The following is a 19,375-nucleotide window of genomic DNA, read 5'->3' as shown; positions in this document are numbered from 1 at the left end:
GATGAGTAAAGTCTTGTCATACTTTTAGGTATGCACAATCTACCCTCGATGATTTCTGATCTGGCCCTCATTCTTGGAACTGCCGGTCTTGTGACTCTTCTCTTTAAAAAATTAAATCAGCCTATCGTATTGGGATACTTGGTCGCAGGCTTCCTGGTAGGACCTAAGACATCTATTTTTCCAACGGTGGTGAGCGGGGAAAGCATCAACCTGTGGGCCGAAATCGGCGTGATCTTTCTTCTTTTTGCCTTAGGGCTCGAGTTTAGTTTTAAGCGTCTTTTTCGCGTTGGTGGCACGGCGAGCTTTACGGCGATCTTAGAAATCTCTTTGATGATTGTCTTTGGTTATGTCACTGGACGCCTTCTTGGATGGAGCACCATGGATAGTTTATTCCTTGGTGGAATTTTATCGATTTCATCGACGTCTATTATCATTCGCACGATTGAGGAACTGGGATTTAAAAACTTAAAATTTGTCAGCATGGTCTTCGGAGTTCTGGTTATCGAAGATCTTGTTGCAGTTCTTTTGATGGTGTTGCTCACCACAGTGGCTTTGACTCGCGACTTTGCGGGAAGTGAAATGCTCAGTGCCATTGTGAAGCTGTCCTTCTTCCTGGCCATTTGGTTTGTTGCGGGCATTTTTATGCTGCCATCTTTTTTAAAACGGGCGCAGAAGCTTTTGACCGAAGAAACTGTTTTAGTTGTAGCCGTAGGGCTTTGCCTTTTGATGGTGGTATTTGCAACAACCGTGGGATTTTCCTCGGCTCTGGGCGCGTTTATCATGGGTTCGATTCTTGCTGAAACAATTGAAGGCGAACGCATTCATCATCTGGTTGCTCCGATTAAAAATCTTTTTTCTGCCGTGTTTTTTATCTCGGTGGGAATGTTGATCGATCCACATGTGATCGCACTTTATTGGCGTGAGGTTTTGCTTCTTTCCGCAGTCGTTATTGTTGGAAAAACCTTTAGCGTGACCTTGGGGTCCGTATTGGCGGGACAAACCTTAAAGTCTTCCGTGCAGTCGGGAATGGCTCTGGCACAGATTGGTGAGTTCTCATTCATCATTGCAACATTAGGTTTGAACCTTAAGGTTATCAGCGAAAAAATGTATCCCATGGCAGTCGCGGTTTCTGTTGTCACAGCCTTTACGACTCCTTATATGTTGCGAGCTTCAGAAAAAGTTTACGGACTTATAGAAAAAGTTTTACCGGCTAAAGTGGTTTCTGCTTTGGATAGTTACAGTGTGATTTCTTTTTCGATGTCAGGAAATAAAGAATGGAAAGAGCAGGTTCGTGCTTATATTCTTAAAGTTCTTTTAAACTCTGTTGTTGTCGTTGCGATTTTTCTTTTAATGGCTCGCGTGTTTTTGCCGTTTCTTCTTGAAAGGCAAGTGGAAGAGGGGCCGGCGAAATTTATTTCCTTAAGCGCCACCTTGTTTTTAAGTGCGCCCTTTTTGTGGGCCTTGGCTTTCGGAAGAACAAAACAGTTTGAAATTCTCTTGATGGAGCAGGGAAAAGGAAGCCATAACTACGTCTTCCTCGTTTCGCGAATCATGTTGGCCGTAGGCCTTTTAGGAGCGATGGTCGCACAATTCGTCCCGTTAGGTTGGGCTATCGGAATTACTTTGTGGATGGTCGTTGTTGTGGGTTATGTACTTTCACAAAAACTGCGCAACGTCTATCAATGGTTTGAAAACAGATTTCTTTCAAATCTTCATGACGATGTTCAGAAAAAACACGCCAGAAAAAGCAGTCGGGCACTGGCTCCTTGGGATGCGCATATTACGGAATTCATTATTCCTTCTGAAGCCCCTTTTGTGGGTGTTCCTTTGCATAGGCTTTCCATTCGAGAAAAATACGGTGTGACCATTGCCTTAATCGAACGTGGGCGCCGTCGTATTACGGCTCCCGGACGAAACGAAGCCCTGATGCCGCATGATCAGGTGCATGTGATTGGGACGGATGAACAACTCATTCGTTTTAAATTATTTATTGAGGCTGAAGATAACGCTGTGATTTTGTCGGAGCAAGATTCCGAGTACAGTCTTGAGCAATATCTTTTAGGTGAAAGGTCACCGTACCTAAATAAAAGCATTCGTGAGTGCGGATTGCGCGAAGCCACGCATGGTTTGGTTGTAGGGATTGAGCGCGAAGGAAAGCGTATTCTCAATCCAGACTCCAGTGAGACTCTGCAAAAGGGCGATGTCCTTTGGATCGTTGGCGACCGTGAGAAAATTCTTTTATTAGAATAATCTCCAGCGCAGAGCCGTTTTAAATAAATTCAGTTTTTGAGTTGTATATGGCGGATAAATCAATCGCAACATTTTTCCCATCCAGGATTGGCGAAGGACCGCTTTTTCGTGTGAAAACGCTTTGAATCCATAAACTCCGTGATAACTGCCCAGACCACTTTCTCCCACGCCACCGAAAGGCAGGTGCGGATTGCTAAAGTGAATGACGGAGTCATTAATGCAAACGCCACCGGCCGTTGTTTGCTTTAAGACATCTTGAATATTCATTTCGCTATGAGAGTAAATATACAGCGCCAATGGTTTGGGTCGCTCGTTGATAAAATGAATGGCTTCTGAAATTTCGTTGTAAGTAATAATTGGAAGAAGGGGCCCAAAAATTTCTTCTTTCATGACGGCACTGTGGGGATCGACTTTTTCTATAAGGGTCGGAGCCACATAGTGGCTTGCAAGATCTACTTCTCCGCCGTAAGTCACTTCGGCGTTAGTCGCAATGGCGTCGTCAATTAAGTGCTTAAGTCGTTCGGCGTGTTTACCGGAAATAATGCGTGCCAGATCTGGAGAGTTTTTCTTTTCCAATGCGGACTTACCATAAAAACCATCAACCTTAGAAATGAGTTCTTTTTTAAACTCGCTGAGAACACTTTGTTGAACTAGAAGATAATCAGGAGCGACGCAAGTCTGAGCTGCATTGACAAATTTTCCCCAAGCGATTTTTTCAGCGGCATCTTTTAGATTTGCTGATGAGTCGATGATCGTAGGAGATTTTCCACCCAGCTCTAAAGTGACGCTGCTCAAATGTTTGCTTGCGGCCTCCATGACAATCTTGCCCACTCGTGTGCTTCCCGTGAAGAAAATATGATCAAACGGAAGCAGTAGAAGATCTTGAGTTTTTTCAGGGCCGCCTTCAACCACGGTGATGTGTTCCTCTGAAAAGGTTTCTTTAATGAGTTTTGCGACAAGGTGACTTGTCTGGGGCGTGAACTCCGAAGGTTTTAAAAAAATACAGTTGCCTGCCGCAATCGCAGCAACCAAAGGACAAATCAATAATTGAAATGGATAGTTCCAAGGGCCGATGATTAAACAAACTCCGCGAGGCTCGTGATATATTTGATTTTTTGTGCCTGTCAGCAATAGAGGCGTTCTAACTTTTTTAGGTCGAGCCCATTTTCTAAGATGCTTTTTAGCATGACGGATCTCATGTAAAACCGGAAATACTTCAGTGATCAAGGTTTCCGCTTCAGGTTTTTTGAAATCCTGAGCGAGGGCTGCGGTTATTTCTGCGATATTTTTCTCGATCATCTTTTCGAGAGAATCAAGATGTTCAAAGCGAGTGTCGATAGACTCTTTACGAAGTTGAAGGGCATACGCTTTTTGATGCAGAAAAATTTGTTCAATCATAGGTCTATGTTAGAACACCTGCCATAAGAGGCAATCGTAATCGTTAAAAAACCTTCGAGCAGCTTCTAGGCATAACGCGGTTTTTTTGTTGAACGACGCTCCAAAGGATCTTAGCTCCGAGCTCATTGTTCATGAGTTCTGGATGAAACTGTAATAAAAGACCGCGTCCATTTTTAAACTCCGTCGCTTCTGTAACGCCATCGTGACTGCGAGCTGCGATCTGAAGAAGACCACCTTCTTTAAATATCACGGATTGATGGTGAAGAGAGTTCACATGCATTTTTCCTGAAGCGTCGGCAAGAGATTTTAAAATATTATATTTTGTGTCCTTGATTTCAACGTCATGCCAATCGTTCGCGTGAGCGACATCGGAACCGACGTGAAACGGAACATCTTGAATCAGTTGATATCCCAAAGCCACTGAAGAAATCTGCGACCCACGGCAGACACCAAGTAAAAAGCCTTTTTCCTGTGAAACATAAGACTTAATGAGTGCTATTTCAAACTGATCGCGAGCTGTCGTAATATTGCGAGCATGGAAATTTTCTTGTTTATAAAGACGCGGGTCCACGTCATCGCCGCCCATAGCAACCATCAAAGGGAATTTTTCCGCCACCTGTTGGAAGAGTTCGCGGGTTTCAGTTTGCGTAAGGCCCAAGTTTGCATTGATGGGTAGAATGTAAGACGTGTGTTTGGCTTGCTTAAAAAGTTTTTTAAAGTTCACCACGCGTTGGGAATTCTTCGTGTAGTCTTTGGGAAGATTTGCAATCATCAATGCGCGGGCTTCACGGGAATTCGTCTCTAAGGGTTTAAAACCTTCTAAGCGCAGATCTGGAGTGCGACCCTCAAAGAGTTCCATAAGATCTGGATTTTTAGAAAGCTCCCGCAAATATCTTTGCGCGGCTTCAGGAGGAGTTTCATTGCTTCTGACGGGAATGATAAGAGGAGCCAGTGTATTTCCTGGAGACCATTCAAAAAGACGAATTGATTCCGCAGCAAAAGTGTTTACCGTGATGAATAATGAAAATAGCAAAACCGACAGAGAAGTTCTCATGCGGATTTTTATTTCAAAAGAAATGCCGAGCGAAAGGCTCTCAGATTTTATATATCCGCTTTGACTTAATTCGCCTTGTCTCAAAATGAGATCAAGACGAATTTTGCGCGGGCATGATCAGTCTTAAACCACTTCCAGATCTTTTTCAAAACCGTCGCAGAGAAAATCCACAACGTCTTCGAAAGATTCCCTTTTCGTAAAGACGTCACGCTGTTGTTGATAGCTTGGGTTTTTAATATCTATCTCAAACAAGTCCTTCATGTATTCCGTGTAGCCAAGCTTGGAAATATCTTCTTTCATTTCTGAAAGCAGGTCTTCAATGTCTTGAAGGACAGGTTTGGTATTGGCGTCGTTATCTAAAAGAATCTCGGCATCAAGGCCGTTACGGGAAGCGCGCCATTTGTTTTCGCGGATCATCCAGTCGGAGGGAATGGGTCTGCGTATTCCTTGATCCAAACGTCTTTGGAGGTGACGAGCTAAAAGATGAATAAAAGCGACAAGACGAGACGTTCTGCGAATTCCTGGAACTCCATCACAAATTCTAATTTCCAAAGTTCCATAGTTGGGACTTGGACGCATATCCCACCAAATATCTTTGACGCTGCCAATGGAATTACTTTTTGTCAGCTTATAAACGATATCTTCAAAGTCCTTCCAATTTTCTACGCGACAAGGATGTCCTCCGGAAGGATGCGCTTCGAAAACGGTGATGCGTGACGAACAAAGGCCCGTATCGTGTCCCGTCCAATACGGAGAACTTGCAGACAAAGCCAAAAGGTGCGGCAAATAGTAAAGAAACTCATTCATCATCTCGATACAATGTTCGCCACTTTTCATTCCAAGATGGACGTGCAATCCGTAGATCATCAAGCGACGCGCGATATGCTGGTTGCGCTCAACCAGATATTGATAGCGTTCGGCAGGATAAAAAATTCTATTGTGCCACCGAGCGAACGGGTGCGTGCCATTCGAGGCTAAGCGGGCGCCATTCTTCTTGCAGATACGAAGAAGCTCACGGCTTGTAAGCAGAAGTTCGTCTTCCACTTCTTGCGCGGATTTACAAATGGGCGTGTCGATTTCAAGCATGCTTTGAAATATTTCAGGTTTCAAATGAGGTCCAGGTAAAGACCATTCCTGAAGAATATCTGGTGAAATCGGGTGGAGATTGCGAGTTTCTGGGTGAATGATTTGCAGTTCCACCTCCACACCTAACGACAATAAATCTGATTTCCCGAAGGGAATGCTTGGAGATTGAGTCATAATTTCACCATAGGGATTTTGATGAGACGGTGCAAATTTTTATATAGAAAAATGTGACTTTGTGCGTTTTTGAGACGTAAAAATACACAAATTGATTTTTTTTTCTTGATGTCATTCAAATATTTCAGTGGTTGAATCTAAATACTGGAGACTTGATGGAAAAATCATTGGTTGTCTATTTGCCAGAGGGATTTGCTGATTGGGAAGGTGCTTTTCTTTTGCCTGAACTTCGGCAGGCTAAGAAAAAAATTATTATCGCATCCTCAACAGGCGAAAGTATTTCAAGTATTGGCGGAATGACAGTTGTTCCTGAAAGGGCGCTTTCTGGAGTCGCACCGGACACTATTGAGGGTTTGATTCTCATTGGCAGTGACAGTTGGATGGACGCAAATCAAAATCAAAATGCGATTGAGCTTGCAGATGCACTTCTATCAAAAGGAGTTCTTGTTGCTGCGATTTGTGGTGCAACGGTGGCACTCGCTCGCGCGGGCCTTTTGAATAACCGTCGGCACACTAGCAATGATTTAGGTATGCTTAAACAAATCGTGCCGTCTTATGGCGGTGAAAAGTTTTATCTTAAGAGTCTTGCTGTAACAGATAAAAATCTTATTACGGCCACAGGGGTTGCTCCTATTGAATTCACGCGAGAAATCATGGCCTATTTAAATATGTACACGCCGGAATACCGCAAGCATTGGTTTGAACTCTATAAAAACGCCGTGATGCCGCCTCTTGAATTTTGGGGCCAAACTTAGTTTCGAAAACAAACAAATGAATTCAGAAACTGAAATCTCAGAAAATTTTGTAAATGTTCCTGGTGGCGAGATCTATGTAAAACGCTGGAAGCCAGAACTTACGACAGATAAAACCCCTCTCATTCTTTTACACGACTCCTTAGGATGTACCGAAATGTGGAGAGATTTTCCGCTTCGCTTGTGTGAAGCAACGGGAAGGGAAGTGATTTCCTATGATCGTTTGGGTTTTGGTCGTTCCACGAAAAGAAACGAATTACCTTCAGTGCGTTTTGTAAGTGAAGAAGGGGAGATCTATCTTCCGGCAATATTAAAGGCTCTCCGTATTGAAAAGTTCGCTCTCTTTGGCCACAGTGTGGGAGGAGCTATGGCCGTTGTTGCTGCTGGAACTCTTAAACAAAACTGCACGGCCATTATCACAGAGTCCGCACAAGTCTTTGTTGAAGACAGAACTCGTGCAGGTATATCAAAAGCGAAAACAGATTTTGCGGACCCGAAAGTTTTTGGAAAATTAGAAAAGTATCACGGTGAAAAATCAAAATGGGTTTTTGACGCGTGGACTGAAGTTTGGCTTTCAGAAGGCTTTGCGAGCTGGAATCTAAAGAACGATCTTCCCAAAGTGCAATGTCCTGTTCTTGCGATCCATGGAGATAAAGACGAATACGGTTCAACAAAATTCCCAGAAGTGATCACAGAGCTCGCGGGCGGTCCCGCCCAAAAAGAAATTATTGCAGATTGTGGACATGTTCCTCATCGCGAAAAACCGGATATGATTTTAAACCTGGTTGCAAAGTTTTTCACCAAAACGAAAAATTAAAGTACATACTTTGGGGAAAAGCTTGCGTCTTTACTTCGCCGTTTTTTAAAAGTGCTTTGATGATTTCACATCTTTCAGGTTCTTTATCGAAGTCGCATCTTTCAAGTTCATTTTTGAATTGTTCCAAAGCTATCAAAGTTTCTTTGTCTGGCTGATAGGCCCACGATTCAAATACGGCAGTGTCATCGACGATGGCGACTTGTTTTTCGGCGCGATGACAGGAGCTGCAATTTGTTCCCGAACCAAAACGGACGTTACTATAAGGTTTGCTTTTTGAGATCGGCTGAACTACGGGGAACTCAAGTTCCGCCTTGATTGATGTCGTTGTCGAGGTTTGATAGCTAAGCTCCAGATAATCTTTTCCGCGCCCTTCGGGAACAACCGACATATACAGTTTATCATTCATAATAAAAATACGGGGACTGCGATTGCCTATAGCTGGTTGGGCGCTCATCTGGCTATTTGTCAGAGTTTCAAACCCCGTGGCTGGCGAGCATCCGGCGCTCCAGCACAAAGTTACCAATAAAGAAATAACGGCACTTTGGATTGTGGTTTTCATGTTTTAGCAGGCTATCAACTCTTAAACATTGAGACGAAGGTGGATTTTTATTTTTGTCATAAAAGCCATTAATTTTGAGATGAAATTGAAATGCTCAAAATAACGTCTTAATTCAGGAATTGGGGATTGCAATTTTAGTGGTGCGCGGAGAGGGACTTGAACCCTCACGCTTGCGCATACGCCCCTCAAACGTACGTGTCTACCAATTCCACCATCCGCGCGCACAAGGAAAATGACCTTTTAAAGGTCCGAGGGAAGTATTAATTAATCATTTCCCATCCCCAGAGTCAATATAATGCAATAGACAAAAAAATCTCTCCTTCAGGCCATTTTGCCCACATTTTTAGCATTTTTCTTTAACCCCGAATGGGAAGTCGGCAGTCTATATAACAAGAGCAAGGACGCTCTTAAGACGGAAACAAGAAGACGCTAGGATGGCACTTCGAGGTTTCTGGGAGGCCAAGGAAGGCCGCAAAAAGGAGAGAACATGACGGATTTACATGACGTAGCAATGTTCTGCCTCTTCTACTCAGGAGTCGTGATGTCAGCACTCTGGATCACGGTTGCTAGAAAGCCTGCGAGAGTAGAGGCAAAACAGAAAAAGTTCTTAAGATAGTTTTGATTAAAAATTAAGTTTGCGACTCTTCGAAGGTTTGGTGGTTCCCTTCGTGAGTCCGGGGGAGGGATGACCTCCCCCATTTTTTATTCTCTTGCTAAACCTTCGCACCTTGATAGCATTTCTTTATGACAAATCCCCAACGGGTTCTGCTTCAATACTTTACGGTGCCCGAAAATCTGGATCTTGCGAAAGAGCTGACGGCACTCAGCTCTTCCGAGCTGGGCGAGTTTTTTGTCGACAGCGCTTTTCTGGGATGTGCAGCCAACTTTCTTAAAGAAGAGCGGTGGCTGCAAAGCCAAGATAAATCTCTTCAGGAAAAATCTTTTACCGAGTTTTTAAACCCCTACTTTCAAGTCGAATTATTTTCTCTTCAGTTTCTACAAAATTTTATCCAGACATCTTCCGAAAAAAATCTTAAAAAAATCGTCGATCACGCATTGCGCGCAGAACAAGAAGTTATTGCCGTTATCAAGGATCGTCCTTATTCAGAACAAAAACTTTTTGCGACGAAATCTTTAAAACTGATGCTAGATCTTTTTGAGTTAGAAAATAAACTTCAAGTCGAAAAGAAATCCCAAGGGTTGCATCTGGGACTTTCCATGTACCGAACTTTTGATGCTTTGGATGAAGTCTTTAATCTTAAATACGAAATTGATCTAGGGATGAAAACGGATTTGCAGGGAACCGAACGCCTGTATGAAGGAGCGGGTGTCGGAGTGCAATCAGGCTACTCGACAGTGTCGCTGGCACTTCATCACTTAAATCTTCCCGAAGGAGCCCGCTTTATCGATTTGGGTTCCGGTTATGGACGCGTCGGATTGGTCGTTGGTTTGCTTCGTCCAGATATAGATTTTATCGGTTACGAATATGTGCCCCATCGCGTGGAGGTCGCTTCGATCACGACTGAAAATCTAGGCATGCAAGGTCACGTGCATTTTTATACGCAAGATTTATCGCTGAAAAGCTTCCGGATCCCCGAAGCGGAAATTTATTATATGTATGATCCCTTCAGTGAAGAAACGTACGGTCACGTCCTCGCGCAACTGATCGAAATCAGTCATCATAAAAAAATTGTCATCGCCACCAAAGGCAATGCCCGCAAGTGGCTCTTAGAGGTTGCTCGCCGCGAAGGATGGTCCTCACCGGAAGAATTCGACGACGGCAACCTCTGTTTGTTTCATACTTAGTGATGGGGGTGCGCGTGCACGTCTCTGTCTTCATGCAAACCTTCACCGAACTCTTCGATCATTTTTTTATTGAATGCCGGAATATCGTCGGGCTTTCTGCTGGTCACAAGTCCCTGATCCGTCACGACTTCAGCGTCAAACCATTTACCTCCGGCATTGATAATGTCCGTGCGAAGAGAAGGCCACGAAGTCACTTTACGGCCTGATAAGATTCCTGTTTCAATTAAAAGTTGCGGTCCGTGACAAAGAGCTGCAATTGGTTTTTGCGCATCTACAAAATCTTGGGCAAATTCCACCGCTCTTTCATCCATACGCAGACGATCCGGATTCATCACTCCTCCAGGAAGCATCAAAGCGTCGAAGTCTTCAGAATCGGCTTCATCTAAGGTGAGATCCACAGCGATGGATTTTCCCCAATCACCTTTGCTCCAGCCTTTGATTTTTCCTTTTTTAAGAGAGACAACGGAGGTCTCAGCCCCTGCATCATCAAGAGCTTTTTTGGGCTCAAAAAGTTCAGATTCCTCAAAACCATCTGTCGCTAGAATTGCAATACGTTTTCCTTTGAGAGGCTTCGCCATAATTTTCTCCTTAGTTTCTGGTTTGTAAGAATTGAAGGATGAAAGAAAAACGCCAGCCGGGGAATGATTGCGCGAAAGATATTTAATAAAACACAAAAGTTCTGTGACATTTATCAGGATCTGCATCCCGCGCTGGTCTTTTGCCATGGCAAAGCTATCGTAAAGGTTCCAAACAAATAAGGAGCTTACGATGAATACAAAAATGGTTTTTGCAATGGTGCTTATTTCCGGTGTTTTTGTGATCGGATGTTCTACAAGAGAAAAACGGGAAGCAATGAAGACGACGCCAAGCCATTCTGCAAGACAAGTGGCGGCCGCGGAAGAAGCGCCCTACGTCACAGAGTTTTCATTTGCAAAGGGATCTTCCGAGTTGAGTGAAACTGCGAAACAAGATTTGCGCCGTTTGATTACAGATGCCAAAAGGAATTCCAATATCAAAGAGCTTAAGGTCATTTCCTGGGCTGATAAGGAATATCCTTCCAAGAGTACAAAAAAACTTTCTTCCGCAGAAAGAGATCTCGTCAAGAAACGCAATGATGCCATTCGCGACTACGTGAAAGATTACAGCACGGGTATCGATGTAGATACTTACAGTATGGCGGAAAGACCAGGAGCTATCAAAGAGATGTTAAACACCTCAGATGCTCGCGTGAAAAAATCTTTAGAAACAGCCGGAATTCCTACAACAGAATCCACTGTTAAAAGTCCTTCAAAAGCTTCGAAATCTATTGTGATGGTGATCACAGAATAATTTCGTTTCGATTCTTAAGAGCCTCGGCTAGGCCAGCCGGGCTCTTTTCCTTTGCTTCCATTTTTAGAGTGTTGGATAACTAAGATAAACATTCTGAAGTGGAGTTTTCATGAAATTTCTTTTGCCAATTCTTACATTTGTTTATGCTATGCCCAGCATGGCTTTTGATATCAAGCCCGGCCTCTGGGAAGTATCGACGGTTGTTACTTACGACGGAAAGCAGTTTGATCCGCAAGCGGAATTAAAAAAGGCCATGGCGAATATGCCACCTGAGTATAAAAAGAAAATGGAAGCTGCGATGAAGAACAGCGGCGCCATGGGGAACTTTACAGAAAACGGTTTCAAAGTTTGTTATACAAAAGACATGCTCGACAATCCGAAAAAAGTAATGGACGCGGCAAAGAAATGCAAAATGAACTTGAAGACACAATCTTCAACAAAGCTGACGGGAACTTTCGATTGTCCTGAAGATAAAACATCTGGAACGTTTGATTGGACCGTGAAAAATCAAAATCAGTATGAAGGTGTGATGACAGGAAAAACCAAAGACGGAAAAAGTTCTTTGATTCGTCAGAATGCTAAATTTGTGTCAGTCGACTGCGGTTCGGTAAAGCCTGAACTGTAATGCGTGGTGAATTGCCCCGTCGTGCATGGGGCAATTTTGTTCATTCAAGTTCTTTTTTTTTCATCATCTCAAAAATACGCGCTCGTGACTCCGATGTTGAGTTGGTCTGAATCGTGCTTCCCTCTAGGTGCACGCAAACAACAAAGGAGAACGTATGAAAACATCCAAGATCATTCTGATTGGTGCACTTCTTTTCACATTGGTATCTATCAAGGCTTTGGCAAATGTGGATTCAGAAACAGAGACTGCTTCAAAAGCCCTCGGCGCAAAAATGGCGTCAGAAATTTCCTTTGACGAAGGTCAAACCAATCTCAGTGACAGCGCTAAAGAGGACATTCGCTCTTTGATTAAATCCGCTAAAGAAAACGGAAATATCGACGAGTTGAAAGTCGCTGTGTGGGCCGACCGTGAGTATCCGACCAAAGATACTAAGGCTTCTAAAGCAGACGTCGACCTTGCTAAAAAACGTGCTGACAACATTAAGTCCTTTATCAAAAGTGAAATGAAGGTGGGCTCTGTAAATACTTACAATATGACGGAGCGACCTAACGCTTTACAAAAATTTTTAAGAACCTCTGATTCGAAAGTGAAATCCACTATGGAAGCCAGCGGTTCGGCGCCACGCACCTCTGATGAAACAGGATTCTTTGGGCAGAAATCCAAAGCATCAAAAGCTGTGATTATGGTGTACACGCGCTAATTCTAAATAAAGGAGGTTGATGTGAAACATTTCGCAATAGTCTTTGTTATCGTGGCTCTTTTTATTTCCACTCAAGCTAAGGCCGTGGGGTTTTACATCGAACCGGGGATCACCTATGAAAAAGGTGATAACAAACTAGAATGGCCGGCCCCGTTGGGAGACTCAACAGGAAACACGCGGGGATTGGGTGTCGATTTGAAATTAGGAATGCACGTTGAAAGCTCTTTCTTTATCGCTCTTGAAGGAGCTTATTCAAAACCGCACTTTGAGCAATCGGCAACGAACTATGATGCTGACGCCAAATCGACATTGTATGGAGCGGTGATTGGTGCGCAGATGCCTGTTGTGGGTTTGCGCATCTGGGCCGGATACATCTTTGGCGGAGAATTGGATCCGGATGAAAGCGGAGGAGTGGACGTGAAATTCAAAGATGCCAGAGGGCCCAAAGTCGGACTGGGATTTAAAATCTTAATGCTCAGTCTGAACGTGGAGTACATGGATCTTGAATACAATGACTCGGTTTTAGAAAAGCCAGGCTCAGTGGCAGGGAGTTTAGATAATAAACTTAAAAATAAATTGGGCTTAGTTAGTGTCAGTATACCGCTAACGTTATAGTGGTTCCTGTTTTTAAAGCCTTACCGTTTTCATCGGCGGTAAGGCTTTATTTTTTATCAAAGACTTAAGAGAAAGGCGCCAATTCCCACCGTGCAGGCCCCGAAGACCTGAGCGCGACTGAGTGATTCCTTTAGAAAATAGGAAAACACGACAGCAAAAAAGATCGAAGAGTTTCTTAACGAAATCGCAAAGCCCGGCGCAGAAATTCGTAAACCGTAAAGAAAAATTAAAAACGAAGCTGTGGCTGCAGAGCCGGTAAAGAGAACCGCCTTGCGACGAGTTTTTAAGGTGTGTGTGATGCGCGCGACAGGATCTTTTCTTAAGCTCCAGAAGAGAAATGGCAACGACACAACCATCGCAACAAAGAACAAGGACTTAGGATCGGCTTTTTCTACAAGAGCGTGGTGATAGCAAAGGTGATAACCCGCGATGAAGATAGCACTCAGGTAAGCCCAGATATTCCCTTTCCAGAAGTTAGCAATGTTCTCTGAAAAGTCTTTAAGATTCATGGCGACAATACCTGTAAAGATCAACGCCGCTCCCAGGTATTGTATTCCGCCCGCTCTTTCCTGAAGGTAGATCGTTGAAATCAACCAAACAACAATCATCGCTCCGCCACGCATGATTGTATAAGATTGGCCTAAGGAGGATGTGCGCAGGGCTTTAGCCAGAGTGATAAAATAAAGACCTTCAAAAATTCCTGAAAGAACGCCCACCCACCAAGTCGAGGCTGTGGGCATTTGAAAACCACCAAATGTGAGGACGATCCCAAGTGTGATTAAACCGCTGATTAAAATGGTCAGAAAGAGAAAGCTTTCCTTGTCCTGCGATGATTTCGCGGTGGCATTCCAGGCGGCATGTAAAAAGGCTGAAACAAGCAATAAAACGGGACCTAAAGTCATGAGATTCTTTTAGTTTTTTTATTTATCCAAAGCCAGAAAAAAGTGCCCGGCGGGTCGATTTCTATGGTATGACGGCGTTATGAAAATCACCGATTTGGATTTCGCTTTTCCTGAAGAGCTTATTGCCACAGCCCCTCAGCGCCCTTCGCGCGTGATGTGGGTTCAGGAAAACGGCGAGCCTCAAGAAATTTCAATCCAAGAATTGATGGAGCGAATTCCATCAGGCGATGTTTTAGTTGTTAACAACACGCGTGTTTTAAAGCGTCGTGTGTTTGCGGGAGACATTGAAATTCTGTTTCTGAGTCGGCGGGAGCCGGCAGAGCGGAGGGCCGGAGGCCCAGAGCTGGAGCAGCAACAAGATTGGGAAGTCCTGTTTCCTTCAAAGAAACACAAAATCGGTTCCACACTTGAACTTCCTTTGGGTGTCACGATGACCTTGATTGAAAAAGGTCGCCCACAAAAAGTGCGTCTCAATCAAGAAGTGACCGAAGATTATTTTCAAAAAGTGGCTGAGCTTCCTTTGCCTCCTTACATTCAAAAAGCCCGTGATCATAGGCACACCGTGGATGCCGATGAATCTTGGTATCAAACCGCTTGGGCAAAATCACCGGGAAGTTTTGCAGCTCCGACAGCGAGTCTGCATTTTTCAAGTGAAGACATGCAAAAGCTTCGCGAGCGTGGTGTGAAGATTGTTGAAGTCACATTGCACGTGGGGCTTGGAACTTTCTTGCCAGTGACAGCAGAAGATTTGAACGATCACGATATGCACGAAGAGTATGTGGAAGTGAGTGCTGAAACTTGGAAGGTGATTGCAGATGTGCGTGCTTCGAATGGCAAAGTGTGGTCACTCGGAACAACGACGACGCGTTCGTTGGAGAGTGCCGCGCAGGGACTTCTGCAAGGTTCTGCGGAAACAGGTTATCGCGGATTTACAAAATTATTAATTCAACCCGGTTACAAATTTAAAGTGGTCAATCGACTTTTAACGAACTTTCATCAACCGCAGTCAACGTTGCTAGCTTTAGTGGCAGGATTTTCTTCTCTAGAAAGAGTAAAAGCTTGCTATCAATGGGCGATTGAGAGAAAGTTCCGACTCTTTTCTTACGGAGATCTATCGTGCTGGACGGAAACTCAACAATGACATTAGGTGAATTCAAAGTTCATAAAACCGCAGGCAACGCTCGTCGCGCGACACTGATGACGGCTCACGGTCCGGTGCAGACTCCCGTTTTTATGGCTGTTGGTACAAAGGCGACTGTGAAAGCGATGACTCCAGAAGAGTTGAAGGAGTGCGGTACGCAAGTTGTTTTGGGTAATACGTATCACTTGCACTTGCGTCCTGGCGAAAAGACGATTGCAAAAATGGGCGGCCTTCATAAATTTATGAACTGGCACGGACCGATTCTTACAGACTCTGGCGGTTTCCAAGTTTTCTCCTTATCACAGCTTCGCAATATGTCCGAAGAAGGTGTGGAGTTCCGCTCGCATTTGGATGGAGCAAAACATTTTATCTCTCCAGAAAAGAGCATGGAGATCCAAATGGATCTGGGCTCTGACATCATCATGGCGTTTGATGAATGTCTTCAATATCCAGCGACAGAAGAAGAAATCGAAAAGTCGATGGCGCTCACGTACCGTTGGCTCTTGCGTTCCAAAGCGGCGATGACTCGCAAAGAGAGTTTGCTTTTCGGAATCGTGCAAGGTGGTTTGAGTCTTGAGCACCGTTTGAAAAGCATGGAGCAAATTTGTTCCGTGGATCTTCCGGGTTATGCTCTTGGGGGATTTAGCGTCGGTGAGCCGATTCACTTGATGCATGAACTTCTTCCACATGTGGCTCCAAAAATGCCAGCGAATAAGCCGCGCTATTTGATGGGCGTGGGAACTCCGACGGATCTGATCATTGCAATTGATTCAGGAATCGATATGTTTGACTGCGTCATGCCTACTCGAGTGGCACGCAATGGAACGATCTTCACGTGGCAGGGTAAAGTCAGTATTAAGCGCAGCGAATATCGTGAAGATCCATCTCCATTGGATCCTGAATGTGATTGTTACACTTGTACGAATTATTCGAAGGCTTATTTGCGCCATCTGTTCTTGAGTGGTGAAATTTTAGGCTCTCGTTTGAACACGATTCACAATATTTATTTCTATATGAAATTGATGGAACGTGCTCGTAAGGCTATCGAAGAAGGTCGTTGGGAAGGGTTCCGCGACGATTGTTTAACGCGATTCGTAAAGAAAGAGCGCTAGACTTAAATATTGATTCTTCCTAAGAATAATGCTGAATTTTACTGTCAGTTATTAATTGGAGGAATCATGTTTAACGGACTTCTTGTATCGACAGCTTATGCGCAAACAGCTTCTGGTGGTGGTCAGCCATCAGCGTTTGAAATGTTTGTGCCATTTATCTTCATCTTCGTGATCTTTTATTTCCTCATCATTCGTCCTCAAGCGAAGAGACAAAAAGAACATCAGAAGTTCCTTGCCGAAGTTAAGCGCGGCGACGAAGTAGTTACTTCGTCTGGAATCCTTGGTCGTGTGGAAGGCATCACAGATCAATTCGTGACATTGGAAATTGCTGAAGGCGTGAAAGTTAAAATGCTTCGCAGTCAGATTGCAACATCTCAGAAAGCAGCAACAGCAGAGGAAAAGAAATAATGGAAGGACTTCGTTGGAGATCTATTCTCGCAGTTTTAGGTGTAGCGGCAGCTATCGTATGGGTATTGCCGAACGTGGTACATTTCGGTGAAAAAACATGGTGGCCTTCTAAGCAGAAGTTGAACTACGGCTTGGACATCCAAGGTGGTTTGCATCTGGTGATGGGCGTTGATGTTGACGGTGTGGTGAAAGAAAGCACAAACCGTATGATCGTTTCCATGAAAGCGGAAATGCAAAAAGAAAACATTTCTTTCGCTGATGTGAAATCAGAAAAGCCAGAGCAAGGTGAGATCCAAATCTCTGTCGCTCAAGCTTCTGGTAAAGCAGCCGTTGAGAAATTCCTTTCTGAAAAATACTCAACAGTTTTGCAAACAATGGGTTCAACAGACACTGTAGTGACAGTTCGTTACTTTGATGCGTACTTGAACGATTATAAAAATCGCGTGATTCAACAGGCGATTGAAACGATCCGTAACCGTATCGATGAATTCGGTGTGGCGGAGCCTTCAATCTCTCAACAAGGTTCTAACCGCATCTTGATCCAGCTTCCTGGTATGGCTGACGCTGAAAAAGCGAAACAGCTGATCAATACAACAGCGAAATTGGATTTCATGGTTGTTTCTCACGAGAAAACTCCGCAAGAACTTCAGGCGATGATTGCTGAAGCGGAAAAAGCGGGGAACTACAACATGACAACGATGAAGTACTCTGAGTACGTGACTCGTTTGAATGAAGACTTGAAGTCTAAACTTCCTGAAAAATCTGTTGTGTTCTTTGAGAAATCTTCAAATGCAACAACAATGGAAGCAGGCGCTGTTCCTTATCTATTGAAAACAGACACAGACTTGGGTGGTGGAGCTTTGGATGACGCGTTTGTTGGTTACGACCAATACGGCAGTCCTCAAGTTTCTTTGCACTTCAACTCTGCAGGTGCGGCGAAGTTTGCTGATCTAACTGGAAATAACGTTGGTAAGCAAATGGCGATCGTTCTTGATAAAGTTGTCAAATCAGCACCAAGCATCCGTGACCGTATTGCGGGCGGACAAGCGGTGGTGACTTTGGGTGGCGGTCGTGACCGTAACCAAATGATGGAAGAGGCGAAAATGATTTCAACAGCTCTTCGTGCCGGTGCATTGCCAGCATCTCTTGAGCAGTTGGAAGAAAGACGTGTGGGTCCTACATTGGGTGCCGATGCGATTGATAAAGCGAAAATGGGATCTTTTGTAGGTGCTGCGATCATCGTGATCTTTATGCTTGTGTACTACAAATCAATGGGTGCCGTTGCGAGTTTGGTTTTGGGACTTAATATCCTTTCTATCTTTGCATTGCTCACAAGCTTTGGTGCGACTCTGACTTTACCGGGGATTGCGGGTATCGCTTTGACGGTGGGTTTTGCGGTTGATGCCAACGTGTTGATCAATGAGCGAATCAAAGAAGAATTGGCTTTGGGTCACAGTATTAAGATTGCCGTTAAGGAAGGTTATCATCGTGCGATGTCAGCCATCATTGACGCCAACGTCACAACAGCAGCCATGGCTGTGGTTCTTTTGTATTTCGGTACAGGACCTGTGCGTGGATTTGCGGTGACTCTTTTGATCGGTATCGTGACTTCTATGTTTGCGAACGTGTTCGTATCAAAAGTGATCGTGGATACTCTTGTTTATAAGTTTAACTTTAAAAAGCTTTCTGTGTAGGTGTTGATCCATGACTATTATTAAGAATAATGAATCATTTGGACGTTTTGATTTCGTCGGTAAAGCTTGGCTCTTTGGCGGAATCTCTTTGGTTTTGGTTATTGCTTCTTTGATTTACCTTGCGGTTCACGGGATCAACTACGGTATCGACTTTAAAGGTGGTACTGAGATTCAGGTGAAGTTTGAAAAACCAGTGACAATCGATCACATCCGTAAAACGGTGGACGATATGAAACTGGGTGAAGTGGGTGTGCAATCTTTCGGTGAAGGCAATGAATTCATCGTGCGCTTCCAAGGTAAGCAAGGTGCTACCGATAAAGAGACGAATGAAATCTTGAATAAAGATATCACTCAAATCCGTAACGCGATCACAACAACTTTCGCAGATGCGAACCCGGATATCCGCCGTGTGGATACAGTGGGACCTCAAGTCGGTGCTGAGTTGAAACGTAACGGTCTTCTTGCTGTATTCTACGGCTTGCTTGTGATCTTGGTTTACGTTGGTTTGCGTTTTGATTACAAATTCGCTCCAGGTGCAGTTCTGTGCTTGTTCCATGATGCCGTGATCACATTGGCTGTGTTCGTTGCAGTTGGAAAAGAAGTGAATGTGTCTATTTTGGCAGCGATCATGACTTTGATCGGTTTTTCTCTGAATGACACGATCGTGGTATTTGACCGTATCCGTGAAACTGAAGGTCACTATCATGACAAAGGTTTCAAGTTCGTTATCAACAGATCTATCAATGAGATGTTGGTTCGTACTGTAATCACTTCAGGAACAACATTTATTTCCGCTCTTTGCTTGTACATTTTTGCTGATGGCACGGTTCAGGACATTGCGTTCTCTATCTGCATCGGTATCTTCTTCGGTACATACTCTTCTATCTACGTAGCAGCGCCATTCGTGCTTTTGATGGAAAAGATGTCCTTGAAAAAAGCAAAAGCTTAAGGAC

The 19,375-nt window shown here is 44.0% G+C and carries 19 protein-coding genes and 1 tRNA gene; 13 read left to right on the top strand and 7 right to left on the bottom strand.

Annotation, left to right across the window (positions count from 1 at the left end; genetic code table 11):
- The first annotated feature begins 30 nt into the window (after positions 1-30).
- Positions 31-2,250 (top strand): cation:proton antiporter, encoded by a 2,220-nt coding sequence (locus ACLSSO_RS10750; protein ID WP_413942783.1) that lies wholly within the window; start codon positions 31-33, stop codon positions 2,248-2,250.
- On the opposite strand, the gene ACLSSO_RS10745 is transcribed toward ACLSSO_RS10750, so the two are convergent.
- From ACLSSO_RS10745 to ACLSSO_RS10735, 3 genes are all read right to left on the bottom strand, one after another.
- Positions 2,242-3,648 (bottom strand): aldehyde dehydrogenase family protein, encoded by a 1,407-nt coding sequence (locus tag ACLSSO_RS10745; RefSeq protein WP_413942782.1) that lies wholly within the window; start codon positions 3,646-3,648, stop codon positions 2,242-2,244. The two genes, ACLSSO_RS10750 and ACLSSO_RS10745, sit on opposite strands and share 9 nt — an antisense overlap.
- 43 nt (positions 3,649-3,691) lie before the next feature.
- The gene (locus ACLSSO_RS10740; RefSeq protein WP_413942781.1) at positions 3,692-4,702 is read right to left on the bottom strand and encodes a gamma-glutamyl-gamma-aminobutyrate hydrolase family protein; all 1,011 of its coding nucleotides are present in this window, start codon (positions 4,700-4,702) and stop codon (positions 3,692-3,694) included.
- A gap of 123 nt (positions 4,703-4,825) precedes the next feature.
- Positions 4,826-5,962: a YbdK family carboxylate-amine ligase gene (locus ACLSSO_RS10735; protein ID WP_413942780.1), complete on the bottom strand. Its 1,137-nt coding sequence runs from the start codon at positions 5,960-5,962 to the stop codon at positions 4,826-4,828.
- Between the two features lie 155 nt (positions 5,963-6,117).
- Between ACLSSO_RS10735 and ACLSSO_RS10730 the strand changes: the two genes are divergently transcribed.
- Entirely contained in the window at positions 6,118-6,717 is a 600-nt protein-coding gene (locus ACLSSO_RS10730) for a type 1 glutamine amidotransferase family protein (protein ID WP_413942779.1), read from the top strand.
- A gap of 16 nt (positions 6,718-6,733) precedes the next feature.
- The gene (locus ACLSSO_RS10725; protein ID WP_413942778.1) at positions 6,734-7,531 is read left to right on the top strand and encodes an alpha/beta fold hydrolase; all 798 of its coding nucleotides are present in this window, start codon (positions 6,734-6,736) and stop codon (positions 7,529-7,531) included.
- Here the strand turns inward: ACLSSO_RS10725 and ACLSSO_RS10720 are convergent.
- Together ACLSSO_RS10720 and ACLSSO_RS10715 are read right to left on the bottom strand one after the other, a co-directional pair.
- Complete coding sequence (locus ACLSSO_RS10720; protein ID WP_413942777.1) at positions 7,512-8,090, bottom strand: hypothetical protein; 579 nt, start codon at positions 8,088-8,090, stop codon at positions 7,512-7,514. The two genes, ACLSSO_RS10725 and ACLSSO_RS10720, sit on opposite strands and share 20 nt — an antisense overlap.
- A gap of 138 nt (positions 8,091-8,228) precedes the next feature.
- Positions 8,229-8,311 (bottom strand) — tRNA-Leu (locus tag ACLSSO_RS10715).
- Positions 8,312-8,834: 523 nt separating this feature from the next.
- On the opposite strand from ACLSSO_RS10715, the gene ACLSSO_RS10710 reads away from it, so the two are divergent.
- Positions 8,835-9,896, top strand: a complete 1,062-nt coding sequence (locus tag ACLSSO_RS10710) for an SAM-dependent methyltransferase (protein WP_413942776.1) — start codon at positions 8,835-8,837, stop codon at positions 9,894-9,896.
- Here the strand turns inward: ACLSSO_RS10710 and ACLSSO_RS10705 are convergent.
- The gene (locus ACLSSO_RS10705; RefSeq protein WP_295906219.1) at positions 9,893-10,474 is read right to left on the bottom strand and encodes a type 1 glutamine amidotransferase domain-containing protein; all 582 of its coding nucleotides are present in this window, start codon (positions 10,472-10,474) and stop codon (positions 9,893-9,895) included. The two genes, ACLSSO_RS10710 and ACLSSO_RS10705, sit on opposite strands and share 4 nt — an antisense overlap.
- Before the next feature lie 190 nt (positions 10,475-10,664).
- Between ACLSSO_RS10705 and ACLSSO_RS10700 the strand changes: the two genes are divergently transcribed.
- The 4 genes from ACLSSO_RS10700 to ACLSSO_RS10685 all read left to right on the top strand — a co-directional run bounded on the left by ACLSSO_RS10700 (position 10,665) and on the right by ACLSSO_RS10685 (position 13,165).
- Complete coding sequence (locus ACLSSO_RS10700) at positions 10,665-11,225, top strand: hypothetical protein (protein WP_413942775.1); 561 nt, start codon at positions 10,665-10,667, stop codon at positions 11,223-11,225.
- Between the two features lie 109 nt (positions 11,226-11,334).
- On the top strand, positions 11,335-11,850 hold the full coding sequence (locus ACLSSO_RS10695; RefSeq protein WP_413942774.1) for a DUF3617 domain-containing protein: 516 nt from the start codon (positions 11,335-11,337) through the stop codon (positions 11,848-11,850).
- Between the two features lie 154 nt (positions 11,851-12,004).
- Entirely contained in the window at positions 12,005-12,550 is a 546-nt protein-coding gene (locus tag ACLSSO_RS10690) for a hypothetical protein (RefSeq protein ID WP_413942773.1), read from the top strand.
- Between the two features lie 21 nt (positions 12,551-12,571).
- Positions 12,572-13,165 (top strand): outer membrane beta-barrel protein, encoded by a 594-nt coding sequence (locus ACLSSO_RS10685; RefSeq protein WP_413942772.1) that lies wholly within the window; start codon positions 12,572-12,574, stop codon positions 13,163-13,165.
- Between the two features lie 56 nt (positions 13,166-13,221).
- On the opposite strand, the gene ACLSSO_RS10680 is transcribed toward ACLSSO_RS10685, so the two are convergent.
- Entirely contained in the window at positions 13,222-14,067 is an 846-nt protein-coding gene (locus ACLSSO_RS10680) for an EamA family transporter (protein ID WP_413942771.1), read from the bottom strand.
- A 79-nt stretch (positions 14,068-14,146) separates the two neighbouring features.
- On the opposite strand from ACLSSO_RS10680, the gene queA reads away from it, so the two are divergent.
- The 5 genes from queA to secF all read left to right on the top strand — a co-directional run bounded on the left by queA (position 14,147) and on the right by secF (position 19,371).
- Complete coding sequence (gene queA / locus ACLSSO_RS10675; RefSeq protein WP_413942770.1) at positions 14,147-15,208, top strand: tRNA preQ1(34) S-adenosylmethionine ribosyltransferase-isomerase QueA; 1,062 nt, start codon at positions 14,147-14,149, stop codon at positions 15,206-15,208.
- Positions 15,205-16,320, top strand: a complete 1,116-nt coding sequence (tgt, locus tag ACLSSO_RS10670) for a tRNA guanosine(34) transglycosylase Tgt (RefSeq protein ID WP_413944821.1) — start codon at positions 15,205-15,207, stop codon at positions 16,318-16,320. The genes queA and tgt overlap by 4 nt, the downstream gene beginning before the upstream one ends.
- A 66-nt stretch (positions 16,321-16,386) precedes the next feature.
- Positions 16,387-16,728, top strand: coding sequence for a preprotein translocase subunit YajC (gene yajC / locus ACLSSO_RS10665; protein WP_295900450.1), 342 nt, complete (start codon positions 16,387-16,389; stop codon positions 16,726-16,728).
- Positions 16,728-18,422 (top strand): protein translocase subunit SecD, encoded by a 1,695-nt coding sequence (secD, locus tag ACLSSO_RS10660; RefSeq protein ID WP_413942769.1) that lies wholly within the window; start codon positions 16,728-16,730, stop codon positions 18,420-18,422. Before yajC ends, secD begins: the two co-directional genes overlap by 1 nt.
- A 10-nt stretch (positions 18,423-18,432) precedes the next feature.
- A complete protein-coding gene (gene secF / locus ACLSSO_RS10655) occupies positions 18,433-19,371 on the top strand; it encodes a protein translocase subunit SecF (protein ID WP_295900454.1) in 939 nt (312 codons plus the stop codon).
- The last annotated feature ends 4 nt before the right edge of the window (positions 19,372-19,375 follow it).

The sequence above is a fragment of the Bdellovibrio sp. HCB-162 genome (assembly GCF_047344985.1).
Taxonomy (GTDB): Bacteria; Bdellovibrionota; Bdellovibrionia; order Bdellovibrionales; family Bdellovibrionaceae; genus Bdellovibrio.
This window is presented reverse-complemented; position numbering and strand designations above follow the sequence as displayed.

Excerpts from the sequence above, each read along its gene's own strand:
- ACLSSO_RS10750 (WP_413942783.1), top strand. The coding sequence starts at position 31 with ATGCACAATCTACCCTCGATGATTTCTGATCTGGCCCTCATTCTTGGA.
- ACLSSO_RS10745 (WP_413942782.1), bottom strand. The coding sequence starts at position 3,648 with ATGATTGAACAAATTTTTCTGCATCAAAAAGCGTATGCCCTTCAACTT.
- ACLSSO_RS10740 (WP_413942781.1), bottom strand. The coding sequence starts at position 4,702 with ATGAGAACTTCTCTGTCGGTTTTGCTATTTTCATTATTCATCACGGTA.
- ACLSSO_RS10735 (WP_413942780.1), bottom strand. The coding sequence starts at position 5,962 with ATGACTCAATCTCCAAGCATTCCCTTCGGGAAATCAGATTTATTGTCG.
- ACLSSO_RS10730 (WP_413942779.1), top strand. The coding sequence starts at position 6,118 with ATGGAAAAATCATTGGTTGTCTATTTGCCAGAGGGATTTGCTGATTGG.
- ACLSSO_RS10725 (WP_413942778.1), top strand. The coding sequence starts at position 6,734 with ATGAATTCAGAAACTGAAATCTCAGAAAATTTTGTAAATGTTCCTGGT.
- ACLSSO_RS10720 (WP_413942777.1), bottom strand. The coding sequence starts at position 8,090 with ATGAAAACCACAATCCAAAGTGCCGTTATTTCTTTATTGGTAACTTTG.
- ACLSSO_RS10710 (WP_413942776.1), top strand. The coding sequence starts at position 8,835 with ATGACAAATCCCCAACGGGTTCTGCTTCAATACTTTACGGTGCCCGAA.
- ACLSSO_RS10705 (WP_295906219.1), bottom strand. The coding sequence starts at position 10,474 with ATGGCGAAGCCTCTCAAAGGAAAACGTATTGCAATTCTAGCGACAGAT.
- ACLSSO_RS10700 (WP_413942775.1), top strand. The coding sequence starts at position 10,665 with ATGAATACAAAAATGGTTTTTGCAATGGTGCTTATTTCCGGTGTTTTT.
- ACLSSO_RS10695 (WP_413942774.1), top strand. The coding sequence starts at position 11,335 with ATGAAATTTCTTTTGCCAATTCTTACATTTGTTTATGCTATGCCCAGC.
- ACLSSO_RS10690 (WP_413942773.1), top strand. The coding sequence starts at position 12,005 with ATGAAAACATCCAAGATCATTCTGATTGGTGCACTTCTTTTCACATTG.
- ACLSSO_RS10680 (WP_413942771.1), bottom strand. The coding sequence starts at position 14,067 with ATGACTTTAGGTCCCGTTTTATTGCTTGTTTCAGCCTTTTTACATGCC.
- queA (WP_413942770.1), top strand. The coding sequence starts at position 14,147 with ATGAAAATCACCGATTTGGATTTCGCTTTTCCTGAAGAGCTTATTGCC.
- tgt (WP_413944821.1), top strand. The coding sequence starts at position 15,205 with ATGACATTAGGTGAATTCAAAGTTCATAAAACCGCAGGCAACGCTCGT.
- yajC (WP_295900450.1), top strand. The coding sequence starts at position 16,387 with ATGTTTAACGGACTTCTTGTATCGACAGCTTATGCGCAAACAGCTTCT.
- secD (WP_413942769.1), top strand. The coding sequence starts at position 16,728 with ATGGAAGGACTTCGTTGGAGATCTATTCTCGCAGTTTTAGGTGTAGCG.
- secF (WP_295900454.1), top strand. The coding sequence starts at position 18,433 with ATGACTATTATTAAGAATAATGAATCATTTGGACGTTTTGATTTCGTC.